The organism is Pseudomonas sp. Tof1, assembly GCF_055390395.1.
Genome location: NZ_AP024344.1, coordinates 1,044,029 through 1,061,075, shown reverse-complemented (window position 1 = coordinate 1,061,075; position 17,047 = coordinate 1,044,029). Strand labels below are relative to the sequence as shown.

At 63.3% G+C, this 17,047-nt stretch carries 11 protein-coding genes; 1 reads left to right on the top strand and 10 read right to left on the bottom strand.

What is annotated here, in order from left to right:
- Positions 1-37: 37 nt before the first annotated feature.
- Positions 38-1,432, bottom strand: a complete 1,395-nt coding sequence (locus ACZ5KU_RS04810) for a tryptophan--tRNA ligase (protein ID WP_464736885.1) — start codon at positions 1,430-1,432, stop codon at positions 38-40.
- 25 nt (positions 1,433-1,457) lie between these two features.
- Positions 1,458-2,087 carry an alpha/beta hydrolase gene (locus ACZ5KU_RS04805; protein WP_273825721.1) on the bottom strand — a complete coding sequence of 210 codons (630 nt, stop codon included), beginning with the start codon at positions 2,085-2,087 and terminating at the stop codon, positions 1,458-1,460.
- Between the two features lie 148 nt (positions 2,088-2,235).
- Here ACZ5KU_RS04805 and ACZ5KU_RS04800 point away from each other — a divergent pair, with 148 nt between their 5' ends.
- The gene (locus ACZ5KU_RS04800) at positions 2,236-2,673 is read left to right on the top strand and encodes a Z-ring associated ZapG family protein (protein ID WP_054059888.1); all 438 of its coding nucleotides are present in this window, start codon (positions 2,236-2,238) and stop codon (positions 2,671-2,673) included.
- Between the two features lie 84 nt (positions 2,674-2,757).
- Here the strand turns inward: ACZ5KU_RS04800 and ACZ5KU_RS04795 are convergent, their stop codons facing one another.
- From ACZ5KU_RS04795 to ACZ5KU_RS04760, 8 genes are all read right to left on the bottom strand, one after another.
- A complete protein-coding gene (locus ACZ5KU_RS04795) occupies positions 2,758-3,561 on the bottom strand; it encodes a YiaD family glycine zipper/OmpA-like lipoprotein (RefSeq protein ID WP_464736884.1) in 804 nt (267 codons plus the stop codon).
- 97 nt (positions 3,562-3,658) lie between these two features.
- Positions 3,659-4,303, bottom strand: coding sequence for an MBL fold metallo-hydrolase (locus ACZ5KU_RS04790; RefSeq protein WP_273825720.1), 645 nt, complete (start codon positions 4,301-4,303; stop codon positions 3,659-3,661).
- A gap of 108 nt (positions 4,304-4,411) precedes the next feature.
- The gene (locus ACZ5KU_RS04785; RefSeq protein WP_464736883.1) at positions 4,412-8,737 is read right to left on the bottom strand and encodes a PAS domain S-box protein; all 4,326 of its coding nucleotides are present in this window, start codon (positions 8,735-8,737) and stop codon (positions 4,412-4,414) included.
- 55 nt (positions 8,738-8,792) lie between these two features.
- On the bottom strand, positions 8,793-10,139 hold the full coding sequence (locus ACZ5KU_RS04780; RefSeq protein WP_464736882.1) for a putative bifunctional diguanylate cyclase/phosphodiesterase: 1,347 nt from the start codon (positions 10,137-10,139) through the stop codon (positions 8,793-8,795).
- Positions 10,109-10,486: a response regulator gene (locus ACZ5KU_RS04775; protein WP_464736881.1), complete on the bottom strand. Its 378-nt coding sequence runs from the start codon at positions 10,484-10,486 to the stop codon at positions 10,109-10,111. Before ACZ5KU_RS04775 ends, ACZ5KU_RS04780 begins: the two co-directional genes overlap by 31 nt.
- Positions 10,487-10,663: 177 nt before the next feature.
- Complete coding sequence (locus ACZ5KU_RS04770) at positions 10,664-13,387, bottom strand: LuxR C-terminal-related transcriptional regulator (RefSeq protein ID WP_464736880.1); 2,724 nt, start codon at positions 13,385-13,387, stop codon at positions 10,664-10,666.
- Positions 13,388-13,592: 205 nt separating this feature from the next.
- The gene (locus ACZ5KU_RS04765; protein ID WP_054061455.1) at positions 13,593-14,957 is read right to left on the bottom strand and encodes a DUF1329 domain-containing protein; all 1,365 of its coding nucleotides are present in this window, start codon (positions 14,955-14,957) and stop codon (positions 13,593-13,595) included.
- 29 nt (positions 14,958-14,986) lie between these two features.
- On the bottom strand, positions 14,987-16,855 hold the full coding sequence (locus ACZ5KU_RS04760; protein ID WP_416771835.1) for a DUF1302 domain-containing protein: 1,869 nt from the start codon (positions 16,853-16,855) through the stop codon (positions 14,987-14,989).
- Positions 16,856-17,047 lie beyond the last annotated feature (192 nt).

The following is a 17,047-nucleotide window of genomic DNA, read 5'->3' as shown; positions in this document are numbered from 1 at the left end:
GAATGGCAATCGGCCCTTGGTCGGGTCGAACGTTGGGTCAGTCCTGAACCGGCGTCAGAGCCACGCGCAGAGCCTCGATGGCCGCGTCACGGGCCGCTTCGTCGGCGAATTCGGGGCTGTCGGCGACATATTCACCTTCCAACCAGACGCTGAAACGAGGGAGCCCGCTGCGAATCTCAAAATTGCCAGCCTGAACCGTCCCTCCCTGGCTGCGAATGTCCAAGGCTTGTCCGGACTGCAACTGCTTGGTCACTGCGCCAGCGGCCTTGCCATCGGCAAATTTGCGCGACAGCAGCAGTTGCTCGCCGTCGGCCGCCAGCAGGCGGAAGCGGAAGCTGTCGTCCTCGCGGAAGCTGACGAAACGCGCGGCCTTGGCGGCCTTCTTCTTACTCGTCTCGGCCACCTGCACCGGGTTGACAAACGAACGCAGGCCGACCGCTTCGCGCAGTTGCGCGAGGAAGGGCGTGGCCACCTTGCGGGCTTTCTGCGCACCGGCCTGGAGAATGTCTTCCAGGTCCGCCGGGCGGGAAATCAGTTCGTGATAACGCTCGCGCTTCTCGCCCAGTTCGGCATCGAGCAACTGGAACAGCCGGTTCTTCGCTTCGCCCCAGCCCAGGCCATCCAGCAGCTCGGCGCGGAAAGCGGCAGCCTGGTCGAGCGTGGCGAACGCCTGGTACAGGGTGAACAGGTGCGAGTTGTCCGGATCCTTGGCTTCGCCCGGCGCGCGGGAGTCGGTGACGATCCGCGAAATGGCGTCCTTCATGTCCTTGGCACTGGTGAACAACGGAATGGTGTTGTCGTAACTCTTGGACATTTTCCGGCCATCCAGGCCCGGCAGGGTCGCCACGCTTTCCTCGATCAGTGCCTCGGGCATGACGAAGAACTCCTTGCCCTGGCCGAACAGGTGGTTGAAGCGCTGACCGATGTCGCGGGCCATTTCCACGTGCTGGATCTGGTCGCGGCCGACCGGCACCTTGTGCGCGTTGAACATCAGGATGTCCGCCGCCATCAGCACCGGGTAGCTGTACAGGCCCATGGTGATCCCGGCATCCGGGTCCTCGCCCGCCTCGACGTTCTTGTCCACCGAGGCCTTGTAGGCGTGGGCACGGTTGAGCAGGCCCTTGGCCGCGACGCAGGTCAGCAGCCAGGTCAGCTCGGGGATTTCCGGGATGTCCGACTGGCGATAGAAGGTCACGCGGTCCACATCCAGCCCACCGGCCAGCCAGGTCGCGGCGATTTCCAGGCGCGAACGCTGGATGCGCAGCGGGTCGTCGCACTTGATCAGCGCGTGGTAGTCGGCCAGGAAATAGAAGGAGTCGGCATTGCTGTCGCGGCTGGCCAGGATCGCCGGGCGGATGGCGCCGGCGTAGTTGCCCAGATGCGGCGTGCCGGTGGTGGTGATGCCGGTGAGGATACGCGTACGAGTCGTCATGGGTAATCGCTTAGTCAGACTGCTATCAATTCGAGAGGCGCGGCAGGAGCAGATCCTTCAGATCGGTCAGCTTGCCATGAAAAAAGTGTCCGCATTCTGCCACTTTCAGCAGCTCATGGGGACGATCCAGCGCAGCGGACCAGTCATAGACCACCTGCGGATCGATCACTTCGTCGGCTTCCGGCTGGATCAGGGTCAGCGGGCAGCCCACTGGCAGGCGATCCTCGGCACGCAGACGCATCACCGCCGCGGCCACCATGAACAGGTGCCTGAGCGACTGGCCACGGGCTTCCAGACGACCGCCGAGGGTGGCCGCGACGAAACCGCCGAAGGAGAAACCGAACAGCGTCAGCGGCAGGTCCGGATGTTTCGCCAGCAACCACTGCGCGGCGGCCTCGGCATCATCGACTTCACCACTGCCCATATCGTGGCTGCCGGCACTGGCCCCGACACCGCGGTAGTTGAAACGCAGGGTGATCAGCCCGGCATCGCGGGCGGTGCGTTGCAGGGTCGAGACGACCTTGTTGAGCATGGTCCCCCCCTGCACCGGGTTGGGGTGGCAGATCAACGCCAGACCGCGGGGCTCGGGGTTGTCCAGGTACAAGGCTTCCAGTTGACCGACCGGGCCGTCGATGAAAAAAGCGGTTTCACGCATAAGCAAGGAATGAACTCCGTGACCTCTCTAGGGGTCGACTCGTCTAGCTAAAAGTCTGTGCCTGACAGCTTGCGACCAGAAGATCGCGGTATACAGCGCAGGTCCGAGCCGTTAACGTAAAGCAAAGCCGTTTATAGAGGAAGGACTCGTGGAACACTCGCTCTTAGTTTGGTTGTTGCCGACTCTTGCCCTGGTTGCCGGTGTCGCCATCGGTTTCCTGGTCGCCCGTCTGGTCCCGAGTGCCGCTCCCAGCAGCACGCAGCGTCAGCTGGACGATATCCAGGAACGTTTCGATACCTATCAGAATGAGGTGGTCACCCACTTCAACAGCACCGCTGCCCTGGTCAAGAAACTCACCCAGAGCTACCAGGAAGTGCAGGACCATCTCGCCGAGGGCGCCAACCGCCTGGCCCTTGACGAACTGACCCGCCAACGCCTGCTGGCCGCCCTGCATTCCGAAGCGCCCCAGGCGCCACGGGAACGCCTGACCCCGCCCCGGGAAAACCAGGAGCCGCCGCGTGACTACGCGCCCAAGGCGCCGAATGCGCCCGGCATGCTCGACGAGCATTACGGCCTGAAGAAATAAACCGACTTCAGCCCCACGAAAAAGCCCGCCCGATCAGTGATCAGGCGGGCTTTTTCATTTCACATCCGGCCTTCAGTCAGGCACTCAAGGATACTGCTGCACCGGCTGACCGTATTGCTGGCCCTGCGGATACTGCTGGTACTGACCCTGTTGCGGGTATTGGCCCTGCTGCTGGTACTGCCCTTGCGGCTGACCATACTGCTGGCCAGGAATGGCACGCAGGTTGACTTCCACCCGGCGGTTCTGCGCCCGGCCATTGACGTCGGCGTTGCTGGCGATCGGGTTGTCCGGGCCGGCACCACGGGCCGACAGGTTGGCACCGTTGACGCCCTGCGAGGTCAGGTAGTTGGCCACGCTCTGCGCGCGACGCTGGGACAGGTCCATGTTCAGCTGGCGGCTGCCGGTGCTGTCGGTGTAGCCGACGATCTCGATCTGGTTCTGGTTGAACTCCTTGAGCGAGTTGGCCAGGTTGTTCAGCGGCTGGTAGAAGCTGCTGGCGATGGCATCGGAGTTGGTGGCGAAGGTGATGTTGCCCGGCATGATCAGCTTGATCTGGTCACCCTGACGCTGCACCTGGACGCCGGTGTTGGCCATGCTTTCACGCAGTTTCTTTTCCTGCTGGTCGGCGTAGTAACCGTAGCCGGCGGCACCCGCGCCAGCGACCAGGGCACCGATCAGTGCACCCTTGCCACGGTTGTTGTGGTCGATGGCGGCACCGGCGACGGCACCGGCCAGGGCGCCCAGGCCACCATACTTGACGGTTCTGCTCATGCCCGAGGAGCCACCCTGCTCCACCTGTCCCTGGTTGTCATACGGGTTTTGCGTTGCACAGCCGGACAGCATGGCAACGGTGGTTGCGACGAGAATCAAACGACGCGAGGTGAACATGGATCTAGCTCCTACTCATTGAAAGTGCAGAGGCCGTTGGCGATGGACCTGTGCTGGCGTTTGAACACGACCGACGGCAAAAATTCCATGAAACCTTTCAACCGCGCACAAAAGGGTTTTCACGCATCTCATCGCCCAGCCGGGTGTCGGGCCCGTGACCGGTGACCACCGTCGCCTCCTCGTCCAGCGTATACAGGCGCTGCCTGATCGAACGGACGATGGTGGCCTGGTCGCCACCCCACAGGTCGGTCCGGCCGATGCCACGGCGAAACAGCGTGTCCCCGGCAATCAACAGTCTAGCCTCGGAAAACCAGAAGCTCATGGAGCCCGGCGTATGTCCCGGCGTATGCAGGGCCACGCCACAGCCACAGGCCAGTTCCTCGTCATCGGCCAGCCACCGGTCCGGCGACGGTACCGGCGTGTAGGGCACGCCGAACAGGTTGCACTGCATCTCCAGGTTGTCCCAGAGGAACTGGTCGTCCTTGTGCAGATGCAGGGTGGCCCCGGTTTTTTCCTTCAATTGGCCGGAAGCCAGGAAATGATCCAGGTGCGCATGGGTGTGGATAATGCTGACCACCTTCAGGCCCAGGGCATCGAGCCGGGCCAGGATCAACTCATGGTTGCCCCCCGGATCGACGACGATGGCTTTTTTCGTCAGCGGATCACCGATGATGGTGCAGTTGCACTGCAACGGGCCGACGGGGAAGGTTTCGCGGATCAGCGCGGGTTTTGCGGCGTCCATGGGCTGCTCCTGCAACAGGCTCGAAAGACCATAAAAAGGCCCCTGGCGATTGAAATGCCGAACCAGGGACCCTGTTGCGAAAAGTATAAGGAGTGGCCTCCACCGGCTTCAAGAACGCGACCCGGCGGCCATGTCCCGGGCTGAGTCGCCCCGGTAGCCGTTGCCGAACGTCGCCTGCAACTCATCGACGCTGCGCGCCAGCAGTTGCCTGAGTTCCGGCAGCCATTGCGGGTCGTCGAGCACCCGGGCAATCGCGGCGGCATCGCCATACATCAGTTCACGCTCGAGAGCCCCGGCACGCTGTGACAGGGCCTGGGCCCCCATGGTCCCGGAACTGCCCTTGATCGCATGCAGCACCGCGGCCAGCGCCGGCCCGTCACGGTCCTGCAGATGGTTGGGCAGCAGCGACAGTTGCTTCTCCAGTTCCGCCCCGAAACCGTAGAGGACCGTAGAGATCAGTTCGAGATTGCCGCCAAAGCGGGCCATGATCGACTGGCGCGCTTCCAGCACCGTGTCCGCCACGCCGCCAGCGGCTTCGAGCACTTTCGGTTGCGACGTTTCACGACCGGTCTGCAGACGCAGGGTCAGTACCAGTTCCTCCAGGTCGATGGGCTTGCTCACATGGTCGTTCATCCCTGCCGCCAGGCAGGCCTCACGATCGCTGCTGGAGGCATTGGCGGTCATCGCCAGGATTGGCAGCGAGGCGAAATCGGCCTGCCGGCGAATCCTCCGGGTCGCCTCCATGCCGTCGATATCCGGCATCTGGATGTCCATCAATACCGCATCGAAAGGAGTCGAAGCGCAAAACACCTGGCTGACACCTTCCAGGCCACCTTCGGCCAGGACCACTTGTGCACCCTCGCCCCTGAGCAGTTCGTCGGCGACCTGGCGATTGAGCGCATTGTCCTCCACCACCAGCAGGCGCATGCCGGCCAGACGCCGCTGGCGCACAGGCCCCGGCCGTACCTCGGGAACCGCTTCGCTGCTGCTGAAAGCCCGCTGCACGGCATCGGCCAACTGCAGGGGCGTCACGGGTTTGGTGAGGAAGCCGACGAAGGGGGCATCGCCTTCATGATGCACATCCGCCAACACCTCCCGGCCGTAGGCAGTGATCATGATCACCATCGGCGGTGGGGCGCTCTGTTCCTGCAGGCTGATCAATCGTGCAGCACTGAGCCCGTCCATGTCCGGCATGCGCCAATCCATCAGCACCACATCGTAGGGTTCGCCACGCATCTGGGCATTGCGCACGCTCTCCACCGCCCGCGTGCCGCCATCCACCGTGTCCGCCGTCCAGCCCAGGGAGCGCACGGTACGTAGCAGCAGCTCGCAGGCCATGGAGTTATCGTCGGCCACCAGCAGGCGCATCTGCGAATCCACACCGGGGCAGGACAACCGCAACGGCTCGGTGCGGGCCACGTCCAGGGTGATGTCGAACCAGAACCGGCTGCCGCTGCCCTCCTCGCTTTCGACCAGCAACTCGCCGCCCATCAGGCCGACCAGGCGCTTGCAGATCACCAGGCCCAGCCCGGTACCGCCAAAGCGGCGGGTGGTCGAGGCCTCCGCCTGGGTGAAGCCCTCGAAAATCCGCTGCTGTTGTTCGGCGCTGATGCCAATGCCGGTATCGCAGACCTCGACCCGCAGTTGTACCTGGCCCTCCAGGCGCTGCAACTGGCGGAGGCTGACCACCACCTGGCCCTGCTGGGTGAACTTCAGGGCATTGCCCGCCAGGTTGATCAGCACCTGCTGCAGACGCATGCTGTCGCCGACCAGGCTGCCCGGCAGCTCGGAATCGAGGTCGAACATCACCTCGACCTCCTTGCTGCCCTGGTTGCCCGCCAGCACCACGGCGAGGTCGCGCATCAACGCCTCGAGTTCGAAGGTGTGCAGGTCCAGGCGCAGCTTGCCGGCTTCGATCTTGGAGTAGTCGAGAATGTCGTTGAGCAACCCGAGCAAGGACTTGGCCGCAGTCTGGGCCTTGACCACATAGTCGCGCTGACGGGCATTGAGCTCGGTGTGCTGCACCAGTTGCAGCATCCCCAGCACCGCATTCATCGGCGTGCGGATTTCATGGCTCATGTTCGCCAGGAAGAACGACTTGGCCGCACTGGCGCTGTCGGCGCGGTCCCGGGCCTGGAGCAGGTGCGCCTCCAGCTCGCGCTGGGTGGTGATATCCCGATTGATACCGGTCACCCGGAGCGGCTGCCCCTGGGCATCGCGCTCGATCTGCGCACCGGCCTGGATGATACGGATCCGGCCATCCGGCGCGAGCACCCGGAACACCGGGTCGTAGACTCCCTCGCCGGCCACCGCCGCCGCCAGTTGCGCAGCGACCGCCTCGGCATCATCCGGATGCACGCGCTCGTACCAGTGCGCGTAGGTCAGGCCATTGTCCTTCAGGCTCAATGGCTGGCTGTAGAACTCGAACATCCGCTCGTTCCACTGCAGCGTGCCGTCGGCCAGGGTCCAGGTCCAGATACCCAGTTCCGCCACGTCGGCGGCCATCAGCAACTGGTCGCGAATCAGCCGCACCGATTGCAGGCTCAGGTCCAGCTGGTGTTCGGCCACCTTGCGTTCGGTGATATCGATCGCGATGCTCAGGTACCCGGTCAACGTGCCTTGCTCATCACGCAGCGAAGTCACCACCAGGTTCACCGGCACGTGCCTGCCATCCTTGTGCACATAAGTCCATTCGCGGATTTCCGAGTGCTCGAACTCCGGCTTGTGGGCAAACACCCGGAAGCCCTCGATGGCTTGCCCATATTCCCGACTCAGCTCGGCACTGCGCTCGGCGATTTCCTGCTCCAGATGCAGGATCGTCGGCGTGGCCTTGCCCACCAGTTGCGCGGCACGGTAACCGAGCATCTGTTCGGCGCCTTCGTTGAAGAGACTGATGACGCCATCCAGGTCGGTGGCGATGATCGCTACCCTGGAAGCCGAACGCAGCACGCTGCTGAACAACAGGTTGATACGCCGCAATTCCGAGGTCCGCTCAGCCACCTGCTCTTCCAGATTGGCATTGAGTTCGAGAATTCGCGCCTCGGCGGCCTTGTGCGCGGTGATGTCCCGCAGAATCTTCGAGGATCCGATCACCGCACCGCTTTCATCGCAGATCGGCGAGACATTCGCCGAGACATTGATACTGCGCCCGTCCTTGCTGTGACGCACGGTGTCGAGGTTGACGATCGTCTCGCCGAGCGCGATGCGCCTGAGGATCTCGGCCTCTTCCGCCGCCAGCCCGGGTGGCACGATCAGCTTCAGCAACGGCTGGCCGACCGCTTCCTGGGCGGTGTAGCCGAGCAGTTTTCGCGCTCCCCGGTTCCAGTTGGTCACGACACCGTCCAGGGTCGTGCCGATGATCGCATCCGCCGAGTTTTCGACGATCAGGGCCAGCCGCCGCTGCTCGGACAGCACCTGCAGGCGCCGCCGGGAACTGACTCCGGCGATGGCCACCAGTGCCGCCACCAGCACGCTGGCCAGGGTTCCAAGCACAAACACCACCAGCGGCGAAACCTGGTGCAGGCGCTCGATGAACAACGGCAGTGCCTGCAGCTCGATCTGCCAGCGGCGCCCGTAGATGTCGCGTTCCAGGGTCCGGCTCGGCAATCCTGTCGTCGCCGCCTCCGCGTCCTGAGCCGTCTGGTAGAACGCCACCGCCGGCCCCGGCCCGGTGATATCGCGCAGACGCAGGTTGATCGCCTCGCTTTCCGGCACCAGGCCAGCCAGGACACTCTCGATCATCAGCGGGGCATAGCTCCAGCCGACGACTTCCGCCTCCCGCTCCGACTCGGTCTTGGGCACGATGCCGCTCCTGTAGATCGGCAGCAGGATCAGGAAGGACTGCTTCGGCTTGCCCACCGCCTGCACCAGCGTGATCGGCGAAGTGAGCCGCACCTCCCCGGTACGCGCGGCCATCCGCGCCGCTTCGGCACGATCAGGCTGCGAAGCGATATCCAGGCCGATGGCCACCGCCTGATCGCGGTTGGGCTCCAGGTACTGGATCACATACAGATCGCCCTCATGGGGAGCGAACTGGCGAATGCTGAAACTGGGCGAGCTGTCGTCACGCGCCCGTTGCAGAAACTGCTCCAGGTCCTGGGCCGGTACCCGCCGGATGAAGCCGAAGCCGCGGGCCCCGGGGAACTCGACCGGCACGTCACGGGTGAGGCTGTAACGGTGAAACGTCTCGCGCGTCAGGTTCTCTTCGCCACTGGCGACGATGGCGCCCCGCGCCCCGCGCAACCCGTACTGATACTTCTGCAGCCGGCCAACCACCGCCTCCACCGCGCTGTCGGCCGCGTTGGCCAGTGCTTCGCGGGCGCGCTGCTCGTTGGTGTTCTGCAGGATCTGACAACCCACGAAAGTCGCAACCAGGCCGATGACCAGAAGCGTGATGGCGCGCCCGTTCAGGGCGTACAGATGAAATCGGTTCAACTCGGGCTCCCTCGGGCAGTGGGCTTGTGCCGGTGACGGCGTGCCGCTCAACGGCTCATGTCGCCTGTGACCAGGAGGCCAGCAGGGTACGTATCTGGGCAAACGGAACCGGCCGGCAGTACAGGTACCCCTGCATCACCCGACATCCCAGTTCCAGCAGCAACTCGGCCTGCTGCCAGGTCTCCACGCCCTCGGCCACCAGCTCGAGCCCCAGTGCCTGGCCCAGCTTGATGATCGCCTCGACGATGGCCAGGTCGCTCTTGTCGGTGAGCATGTCGCGCACGAAGCTCTGGTCGATCTTCAGCACATCGATGGGAAAACGCTTGAGGTAGGCCAGGCTCGAATAGCCGGTGCCGAAATCGTCGATGGCCACGTGCACACCCAGCGCCTTGAGCGCCATCAGGGTTTCGCGGGCGTTGTCGGTGTCACGGGCCAGCACCCCTTCGGTGATTTCCAGCTCCAGCCACTGCGGGGCGAGCCCGGAATCGAGCAGGATGTCCTTGACCATCCCCAGGAACGACGACTCGCGGAACTGCACGGCACTGATGTTGACGCTGACGCAAACCGGAAAACCCTGCTCGTGCAGTTTGCGCGTCTCCTTGCACGCCTGGAGCATCACGTATTTGCCGATGGGGATGATCAGCCCGGTTTCCTCGGCCAGCGGGATGAAGTCCGAGGGCGAAACCAGATTGCCGCCACCATCGCGCCAGCGGATCAGTGCCTCCATGCCGACCACCCGATGCTCGCGGACATCGACCTTGGCCTGGTAGAAAACCTCGAACACCCCATCGTCGATGGCGGCGCGCATATGCCGTTCCAGCAGATGCCGGGCGCGCATACCGCTTTCGATGGCCGGCGAGAAGAACTGGTAGCGATTGCGTCCGGCCTGCTTGGCCTGATACATCGCGGAGTCGGCATGGCGGTAGAGCGACTCCAGGTCTTCGCTGTCCTCCGGAAACACGCCGATGCCGATACTGGCGCTGAGGTCGTAGCGATTGCCTTGCAGCGAGAAGGGGTTGGAAATGGTGGTCAGCACCTGCTCGGCAAAATCGCCCACCGCCTCGAAACTGTCGACCTCCGACAGCAGAATGATGAACTCGTCCCCACCCTGCCGGCTGAGGGTGTCCATGCTGCCGAGTATCAGCGACAACCGCGTGGCCACGTACTTGAGCATCTGATCACCGACCGAATGCCCCATCGAGTCGTTGATGGCCTTGAAGTTGTCCAGGTCCAGCAACAGCATCGCCAGCCGACCGTGATTGCGCCGGGCCATTTTCAGCGCCTGTTCCGCCCGGTCCTGCAGCAGCATGCGGTTGGGCAGGCCGGTGAGGGCGTCATGATTGGCCAGGCGCTTGGCCTCGTTGCGCAGGGTCAGGTGGGCGTTGATATGGGCCCTGGCCACCGGCAGGTTGAGGGTTTCTGGATGAAATCGATCCCCCCGTAGCCCAACGCCTGCAGCTCGTAGTCGGCCTGGGCATGGGAGGTGACGAAAATCACCGCGGCGTCGGACAGCTTGGGGTCGGCCTTGAGTGCCCGACAGACTTCGAAGCCGCTCATGTCGGGCATTTCTATGTCCAGCAGAACCACATCCGGACGAAACTGGCGAGCCACGCGCAAGGCTTCCTCACCACTGCTGGCGACATACACCTGTGCCAGGTCCCGCACCGACTCACTGAGAATAAGCGCATCGGTTGTCTGGTCATCGACTATCAGCACAACCGGAGCGGGATTGAAGGAGGTTTCACGCATTCCTTGCTCCCAGACATTCCTTGGTAACTCATGATCGAAGGGCGCCGGAGGTTTCCCGCCCTCTGGGCCACCACAGGACGTGCGGCGCGGCAGGCGTCGCAAAGGAAATCACACGTCTATTGGTTATAGCGCAGACAAGGCGTATAGCCACCCCCTGGACGGGGATTACGCCGCAAACTACTGCAGCAGTCCCAGGTCCTGGGCCCGCGCCACGGCCTGAGTGCGCCGCTCTACGCCCAACTTGCTGTTGATGTGGCTGGCGTGGGTTTTCACGGTGTGCAGCGAGATGAACAACTGGTCGCTGATTTCCTGGTTCGAGCAGCCCTGGGCGATCAATTGCAGAACCGCCAGCTCGCGGGCGCTCAATTGTTCGCTCGGATGGCTGGGCTCACGTACCACCTGGGCCGGCAACAGCCCCAGCAGACTCTGGCGCAGGGGCGTTTCCGGCCCCGCCAGCAACTGCTCGCGCATCCACTCCGGATGGCTGCAGCTCAGGGCCTGGAACGGCAGCAGGGCTCCGCCGGTTCCGGCCTCCATGGCCCGGGCGAACAGCGAACGGGCCTGGGCGTCCCGCGACTCGGCGAGCGCCAGCACCACCAGTTGATTCCAGGCCAGGATGCTGAGCAGTTGCCCCCCGCTGGCCTGCCCCTGGGCCACCAGCCTGCCCAGGCGCTGCCGGGCCGCCTCGGGTCGGCCCTGGCGCACATCGAGTTGCGCCTGCTGCAACTCGATGTGCGCCGGCAGTTGGGGATGAAACTCCGGCGCGGCGGCCGGCTGCTCGCCGGTGTAGGTCTGCCCCAGGCGACCGAGCCAGGCTTCGGCCAGGTCGACACGCCCTTGGGCCAGCCACAGCTCGCATTTGACCAGGGTGATCATCGCCAGGTAGTAGATCGGCGGCACATCCCAGACATGCATCAGCCGCTCGGCTTCGGCCAGTTCGGCAAAGGCCCTGGCAAAGTCGCCGCCCTGGCCTTCCTGGCAGGCGATCACGCAATAGCCGATCAGCACGCTGACATCACGACAGGCCCGTGCTTCGTGCAGTCCGGCCAGCAGGCGCTGGCGCGATGCCTGCGGTTGCAGGCGCAGGTTCAGCAGGTAGCCCTCGTATATCGTCAGCCGCGCCCGTGCCGCATAGACCCGTTGCGCGGGCAGGCCCTGCAGGCGCTGCAAGCCTTGCCGCACCTCCTCCAGTGCCCGCAGCACTTCGCCGCGCGCCTGCAGCACCCGCGCCCGGTCATAGTGGGCCAGAGCCTCGAACAGCGGGTTGCCGACCCGCTGGGCCAGTTCCAGGGACTCCCGGTTCAGGCTCCGGGCGCGCCACAGGTCGCCCTCGGCAATCGCCAGGTTGGACAGCGTCGACAGGCACAGCAGGCGCTGCCCATAACGCTTGTGGGGCAGGCTGAGCAAGGCCTCGCCGCAATAGGCCAGGGTCCGCTCACGATCACCGCGACCGCGGGCGATGATGCCACTCAGGGCCAGCCACTGGGCCAGCATGGACTGCTGCGCGGTGGCCGACGGTGCTGGCAGGAAGTTGCTCAGGTTGCTGGCCAGTTCCTGCGCCGCATCCAGTTGACAGGCCAGCCCCAATGCCCAGGCGTACAACACGATCAAGCGTGGCGAACTGGTCAGCAGGCTGTCGGGCAGGTCCATTTTCCAGCGCAGCAGCATGCCGACGTTCTGCTCGGCCAGCAGTTGCTCCTCGGAAAGGTTCTGCACCAGGTTGGCCGCCACATCCAGGTGACCGGCGCGCAAGGCCTGCTCCACCGCTTCATCCAGCAACCCCTGGGAGCTGAACCAGCGGCAGGCGCGCAGATGCAGGCTGGCGGGTGGGACCAGGCCGTTGGCCGCGGGGCGGCTGCGCAGCAGGTCGGAAAACAGATGGTGGTAGCGGAACCAGTGGCCATGCTCGTCCAGCGGCACGAGAAAGACCTGGTGCGATTGCAGGTAATCGAGAATCTGCCCGCTGTCATGGGACTCGCGGATCGCATCGCACAGCTCGCGGCAAAAACGCTCCTGGGAAGCGGTGTCGTAGAGAAAGGCCTGGACGTGCGCCGGCAGGAAATCGATCACCTCCTCCAGCAGGTAGTCGCGAATCAGGCCCTCGCCGCCATGCAGGACCTGGGGCAGTTGCTCATCGTTGGCCTGTGCCGCCAGCAACCAGAAGCGCAGACCGGCGACCCAGCCCTCGCTGCGCTCGATCAGGGTCTGCAGGGCTTCGCCGCTCAAGGCGTTGCGGTGCCGGTCGAACAACGCCATGGACTCGCCGAGCGTCAGCCGCAGGTCCTGTTCGCTCAGTTCCAGCAATTGGCGCGACAGGCGCAGACGCGCCAGGTGCCATTCCGGTCGCTGGCGACTGGTGACCAGCACCAGCAGCCCCGGCGGCAGGTGGTTGAGAAAGAATTGCAGGCAACGGTCGAGCACCGGTCCCTGGGCCAGGTGATAGTCATCGAGCACCAGCAGCAGGGGCGTATTGTTCGAAAGCTGTACCGCCAACTCATCGAGCAGCCCGTCCAGCCACTCCTCGAAGGCGAACGGCTGATGACGCTGGCGCATTTTCAACAGGCCCAGCGCTCGGCCACCCAGGTCGGGAAAATACTGTTGCAGGCCATCGAGCAGACGCTCCAGGAAACGTCCCGGATCGCTGTCGCGCGGACTGAGCCCCAGCCACAGGCTTTGCCAGTGGCCGGGTAGGCTCTGGCAGAACTCCACCGCCAGCGAACTCTTGCCAAAACCGGCCGGGGCACTGATCAACAGCAGACGGCCATTGAGCCCCTCGCCCAGACGTTCGCACAGACGAGGTCGCAGCACATGCCCTTCTGGCAACGGCGGTCGGTAGAAGCGTCCTTCCAGTGCAGGTATGGCCGGGACCACGGGGTCTGGCATACGGAACAGATCAGTCATGGCCGGCTCTTGTCAAAGGCGGTTATCGGCAAGGCACATCAGCGCAGACTAGCGGGAATGGTCAGCGCAATGAAGGTTTTTTAGCGTAAATGTGTCGAAATGCCTGCATATTGAAATATCTAGCCACAGTTTTGCCGGGCAAAAAAACGCCCCGAACCTGTCGGGGCGTTCTGACAGAGGATGCGCCTCTGTCCTACGAAAAACCTCAGCGAACGCCGTCCTGGCGCAATGCTGCGGGGGTGAAGTCACTGGTGCTGGCGGTGAAGCCGAAGTCATACGCCTGCTTCTCTTCGTTCTTCATGCCCAGCGCCAGGTAACGGCCGGACTGCAGGTCGTAGAGGGTTTCCAGGGCGTACCACGGCACCTGCTTGTCGTAGTAGTTCTCGGCATGGGCCTCGGCCACGCGCCACAGTTGGCCACGACCGTCGTAGTGGTCGATCACCGCCGCCTGCCAGGTGTCCTCGTCGATGTAGAAGTCACGCTTGGCATAGATGTGGCGCTGGCCTTCCTTCAGGGTCGCGACCACATGCCAGACCCGGCGCAGCTCGTAGCGAGCCAGGTCCTGGTTGATATGACCGGCCTTGATGATGTCGGTGTACTTGAGTTTCGGATCGTCGAGCTTGTAGCTGTCGGAGGCGATGTACATCTCCTTCTTGCCTTCGAGCTTCCAGTCGTAGCGGTCCGGTGCGCCGTTGTACATGTCGAGGTTGTCGGAAGTGCGCAGGCCGTCGGCCGCGGTACCCGGGCCGTCATAGGACACCTGCGGGGCACGCCGCACGCGACGCTGGCCGGCGTTGTAGACCCACGCCGAACGCGGCTCCTTGACCTGGTCGAGGGTTTCGTGAACCAGCAGCACGCCACCGGCCAGACGCGCCGGCGCGGTCACCTTCTGCTTGAAGTAGAACAGGATATTGCCCGGGTTGGCCGGATCGTAGTCCTTCATCTTGTCGCGGAAAACGAACTGGTCCTGGAAGTACACCAGGCTGAACGAACCGTTGGCCTGGGGCGTGGCCTGGGTCACCAGGCGGGTCACGCTGCCGCCGCGATAGCGGGTGATGTGGTTCCAGATCACTTCCACGCCGCTTTTCGGGATCGGGAACGGGATCGCCGTCTTGAAGTTCTCCAGGCCGTTGCCGCCGCTGACCAGGTTGGTCTTGGTGGCGTTCTCCCTGATCGCGGCAAACACGTCATCCGGTACCGTGGCACCGCGGTGGGACGGATACACCGGCATCTTGAAGGTGTCCGGGTAGCGCTTGATCATCGCGTACTGGCCGGGCGCCAACTGGTTCTTGTACTGCTCGACGTTCTGCGCGGTGATGGTGAACAGCGGTTTCTCGCTGGCATACGGGTCGGAGAGGAAACCCTTGCTGTCGACGCTGCCGATGTTCTTCGGCATCGGTTTCCAGGCCGGGATGGTGCCGGCCGCGTTACCGGCCATTTCCGCACCCATCGGGGTCAGGCTGGTGCCGAGCTTGGCGGCTTCGTCGGCCGACACCGCCGCCATCACGCTGCTCGCCAGCATGGACAGCCCGAGTACGCCGACCTGCAACAGATTCTTGGTCATTTTCATGTTCTTGTTCTTCCTGAAATTCAGCCCGCTTAGAAGTTCACACCGACGCTCAGCGCCACGAAGTCACGGTCATCCACCGTGCTGTAATCGCCGCCGAAGAAGTTGGTGTAGGCCAGGCTCGCGGTGTAGGTGTTCTGGTACTCGGCATCGAGGCCCAGGCTGACCGCCTTGCGACCTTCCTCGAAGTTGCCGCCAGGACCTGGCGAGTAGCCTTTCACGTCGTGGGACCAGGCCACGTTCGGCTTGAGGTTGACCCCGGCGAAAACGTCCGGGTATTCCCAGATCGCCCGGGCGCGGTAGCCCCAGGAGGTGGCGGTGGTGAAGCCGTCGTTGTCGCAGTTGGAGGTACGGTTGCTGCCATCCGCGCCAGCGCCAGCACCCGCAATCGTCGAAGTATTGAGGGCTGCGCAGAAACCATTCGGCAGTCGGCCAGGGCCGAATACCGGATCGCGACCGTAACGAGCCTTGGACTTGCTCTCAAGCCCGCCTACATGGGTCACACCCACCTCTCCTACCAGGGTCAAGCGACTCGCGCCCATGACCTGGTCAAGAAAATGTGTGAACGTGGTCTGGAATTGAGTGATTTCCTTGCGGTTGTAGCCGTGCAGGTCCTGACCGATCACCCCCTTCAGCGGGGAGGCATTGCCAAAACCGGTGAGCGGGGTAACGCCGGCATACAGGATGTCCGTGGTATTCAATTGAACTGGAGCGTTTGGACGATAGCTCAGTTCGCCGCTCCAGGCGGTGCCTGTAGGCAGCGTGGTGGAGAAGCTCAGGCCATATAGACGAATGTCCTCCGGATACTCGACGAAATAACTGGAGTTACCCGCAATATAGACCGGGGCAAGTGAACCGAATGCGGGTGCGGTGAGAAACGCCGCACGGTTTGCCGCCGTAGCGCTGAAGATCGGCGCACGGCTGTGGTAATTCATGAAGTACGCGCCGAACTCCGTATCCAGCGGCTCATAGTTATAGTGGAACGCGACACCGAATTGACCGCCGTCGCGTGCATCGCGGTCACCGGCACGACGAACCAGCGTGCCCTCTTCGTTGATGTCCAGGCCCCTGGCAGTCAAACCTGCGAGGGCAGCTGGACTGGCCGCACCGATGGTCGAGCGCTTGGCCAGCAGGCGCAGGTTGTCTTTGCAACCATCGGAAATCACATCGGGCTGCGAGAAGAACGTCCCACAGTTATCCGTCACCGTCTGGTCCCATTCCAACTGATAGAAGGCCTCGGCTGACAGGTTGTCGGTGAGCGTCTGGGACACATAGAACATGTTGACCGGAATCAGGCCTTCCTTGATCTCGGCCCCCGGACGACGGAACGCCGACACGTCGATCGGGTTGATGGAGTTGATACCGCCACCAATGAAGGTGCTCTCACCCCAGCTCACCACCTGCTTGCCGAAACGCACGGAGCCCGGCAGGTCAGCAATGGAATAGTTGTGGTAGACGAAGGCATCGAGAATCTGCCCGCCGGACGACTTGGCGCCTTCCTTGCGGTTGTCGTTGCTGACGTTCTTGAATCTCAGGTCCTCGTCTTCCAGCTTGAAGTCGTACCAGTACTTGCCGCGCACGAACACACCGGTGTCGCCGTACTTGAGTTCCAGGTCATGGATACCCTTGAAGATCTTCGAGAAGGTATCCCCGGCCTTGAAGTTCAGGTGTCCGTCATCGGAGGTCTGCGACAGGCCCTTGCCGCCGTTGTTGACGCCAATCAGGTTCTTGTTGGGGTTCTGGGTCGACCAACTGGCCCCCAGCGACAGCGACGAGTCGAAACTGCCCTCGATTTCACCGATGTTGAAACTGACACCGAATGCGGGGCCAGCGAGCGTAGAGGCGAGGCTGACGGCCAGGGGCAACTTCGCCCGGCGCCAGAACTGGTTTACTGAGATCATCGACACTACTCCATGTACTTTATTGTTATGGCAGTGAGCACTTTCAAGAACGCCCCGTCACATGGAAATCCCGCTTTCCTGTCTCGTTCGAGGTGGCACGTTCATAGCGCGTGCCTGCTCCGTTATTGAAAATCCCTGGGCGGACTATAGCCAGCAGGTAGTACTGCTTGATCCCTCTAAAGTGTGATTTGC

Bases quoted from the DNA above. Each gene is read 5' to 3' on its own strand.
- ACZ5KU_RS04810 (WP_464736885.1), bottom strand. From the start codon at position 1,432: ATGACGACTCGTACGCGTATCCTCACCGGCATCACCACCACCGGCACG.
- ACZ5KU_RS04805 (WP_273825721.1), bottom strand. From the start codon at position 2,087: ATGCGTGAAACCGCTTTTTTCATCGACGGCCCGGTCGGTCAACTGGAA.
- ACZ5KU_RS04795 (WP_464736884.1), bottom strand. From the start codon at position 3,561: ATGTTCACCTCGCGTCGTTTGATTCTCGTCGCAACCACCGTTGCCATG.
- ACZ5KU_RS04790 (WP_273825720.1), bottom strand. From the start codon at position 4,303: ATGGACGCCGCAAAACCCGCGCTGATCCGCGAAACCTTCCCCGTCGGC.
- ACZ5KU_RS04775 (WP_464736881.1), bottom strand. From the start codon at position 10,486: ATGCGTGAAACCTCCTTCAATCCCGCTCCGGTTGTGCTGATAGTCGAT.
- ACZ5KU_RS04770 (WP_464736880.1), bottom strand. From the start codon at position 13,387: ATGACTGATCTGTTCCGTATGCCAGACCCCGTGGTCCCGGCCATACCT.
- ACZ5KU_RS04765 (WP_054061455.1), bottom strand. From the start codon at position 14,957: ATGAAAATGACCAAGAATCTGTTGCAGGTCGGCGTACTCGGGCTGTCC.
- ACZ5KU_RS04760 (WP_416771835.1), bottom strand. From the start codon at position 16,855: ATGATCTCAGTAAACCAGTTCTGGCGCCGGGCGAAGTTGCCCCTGGCC.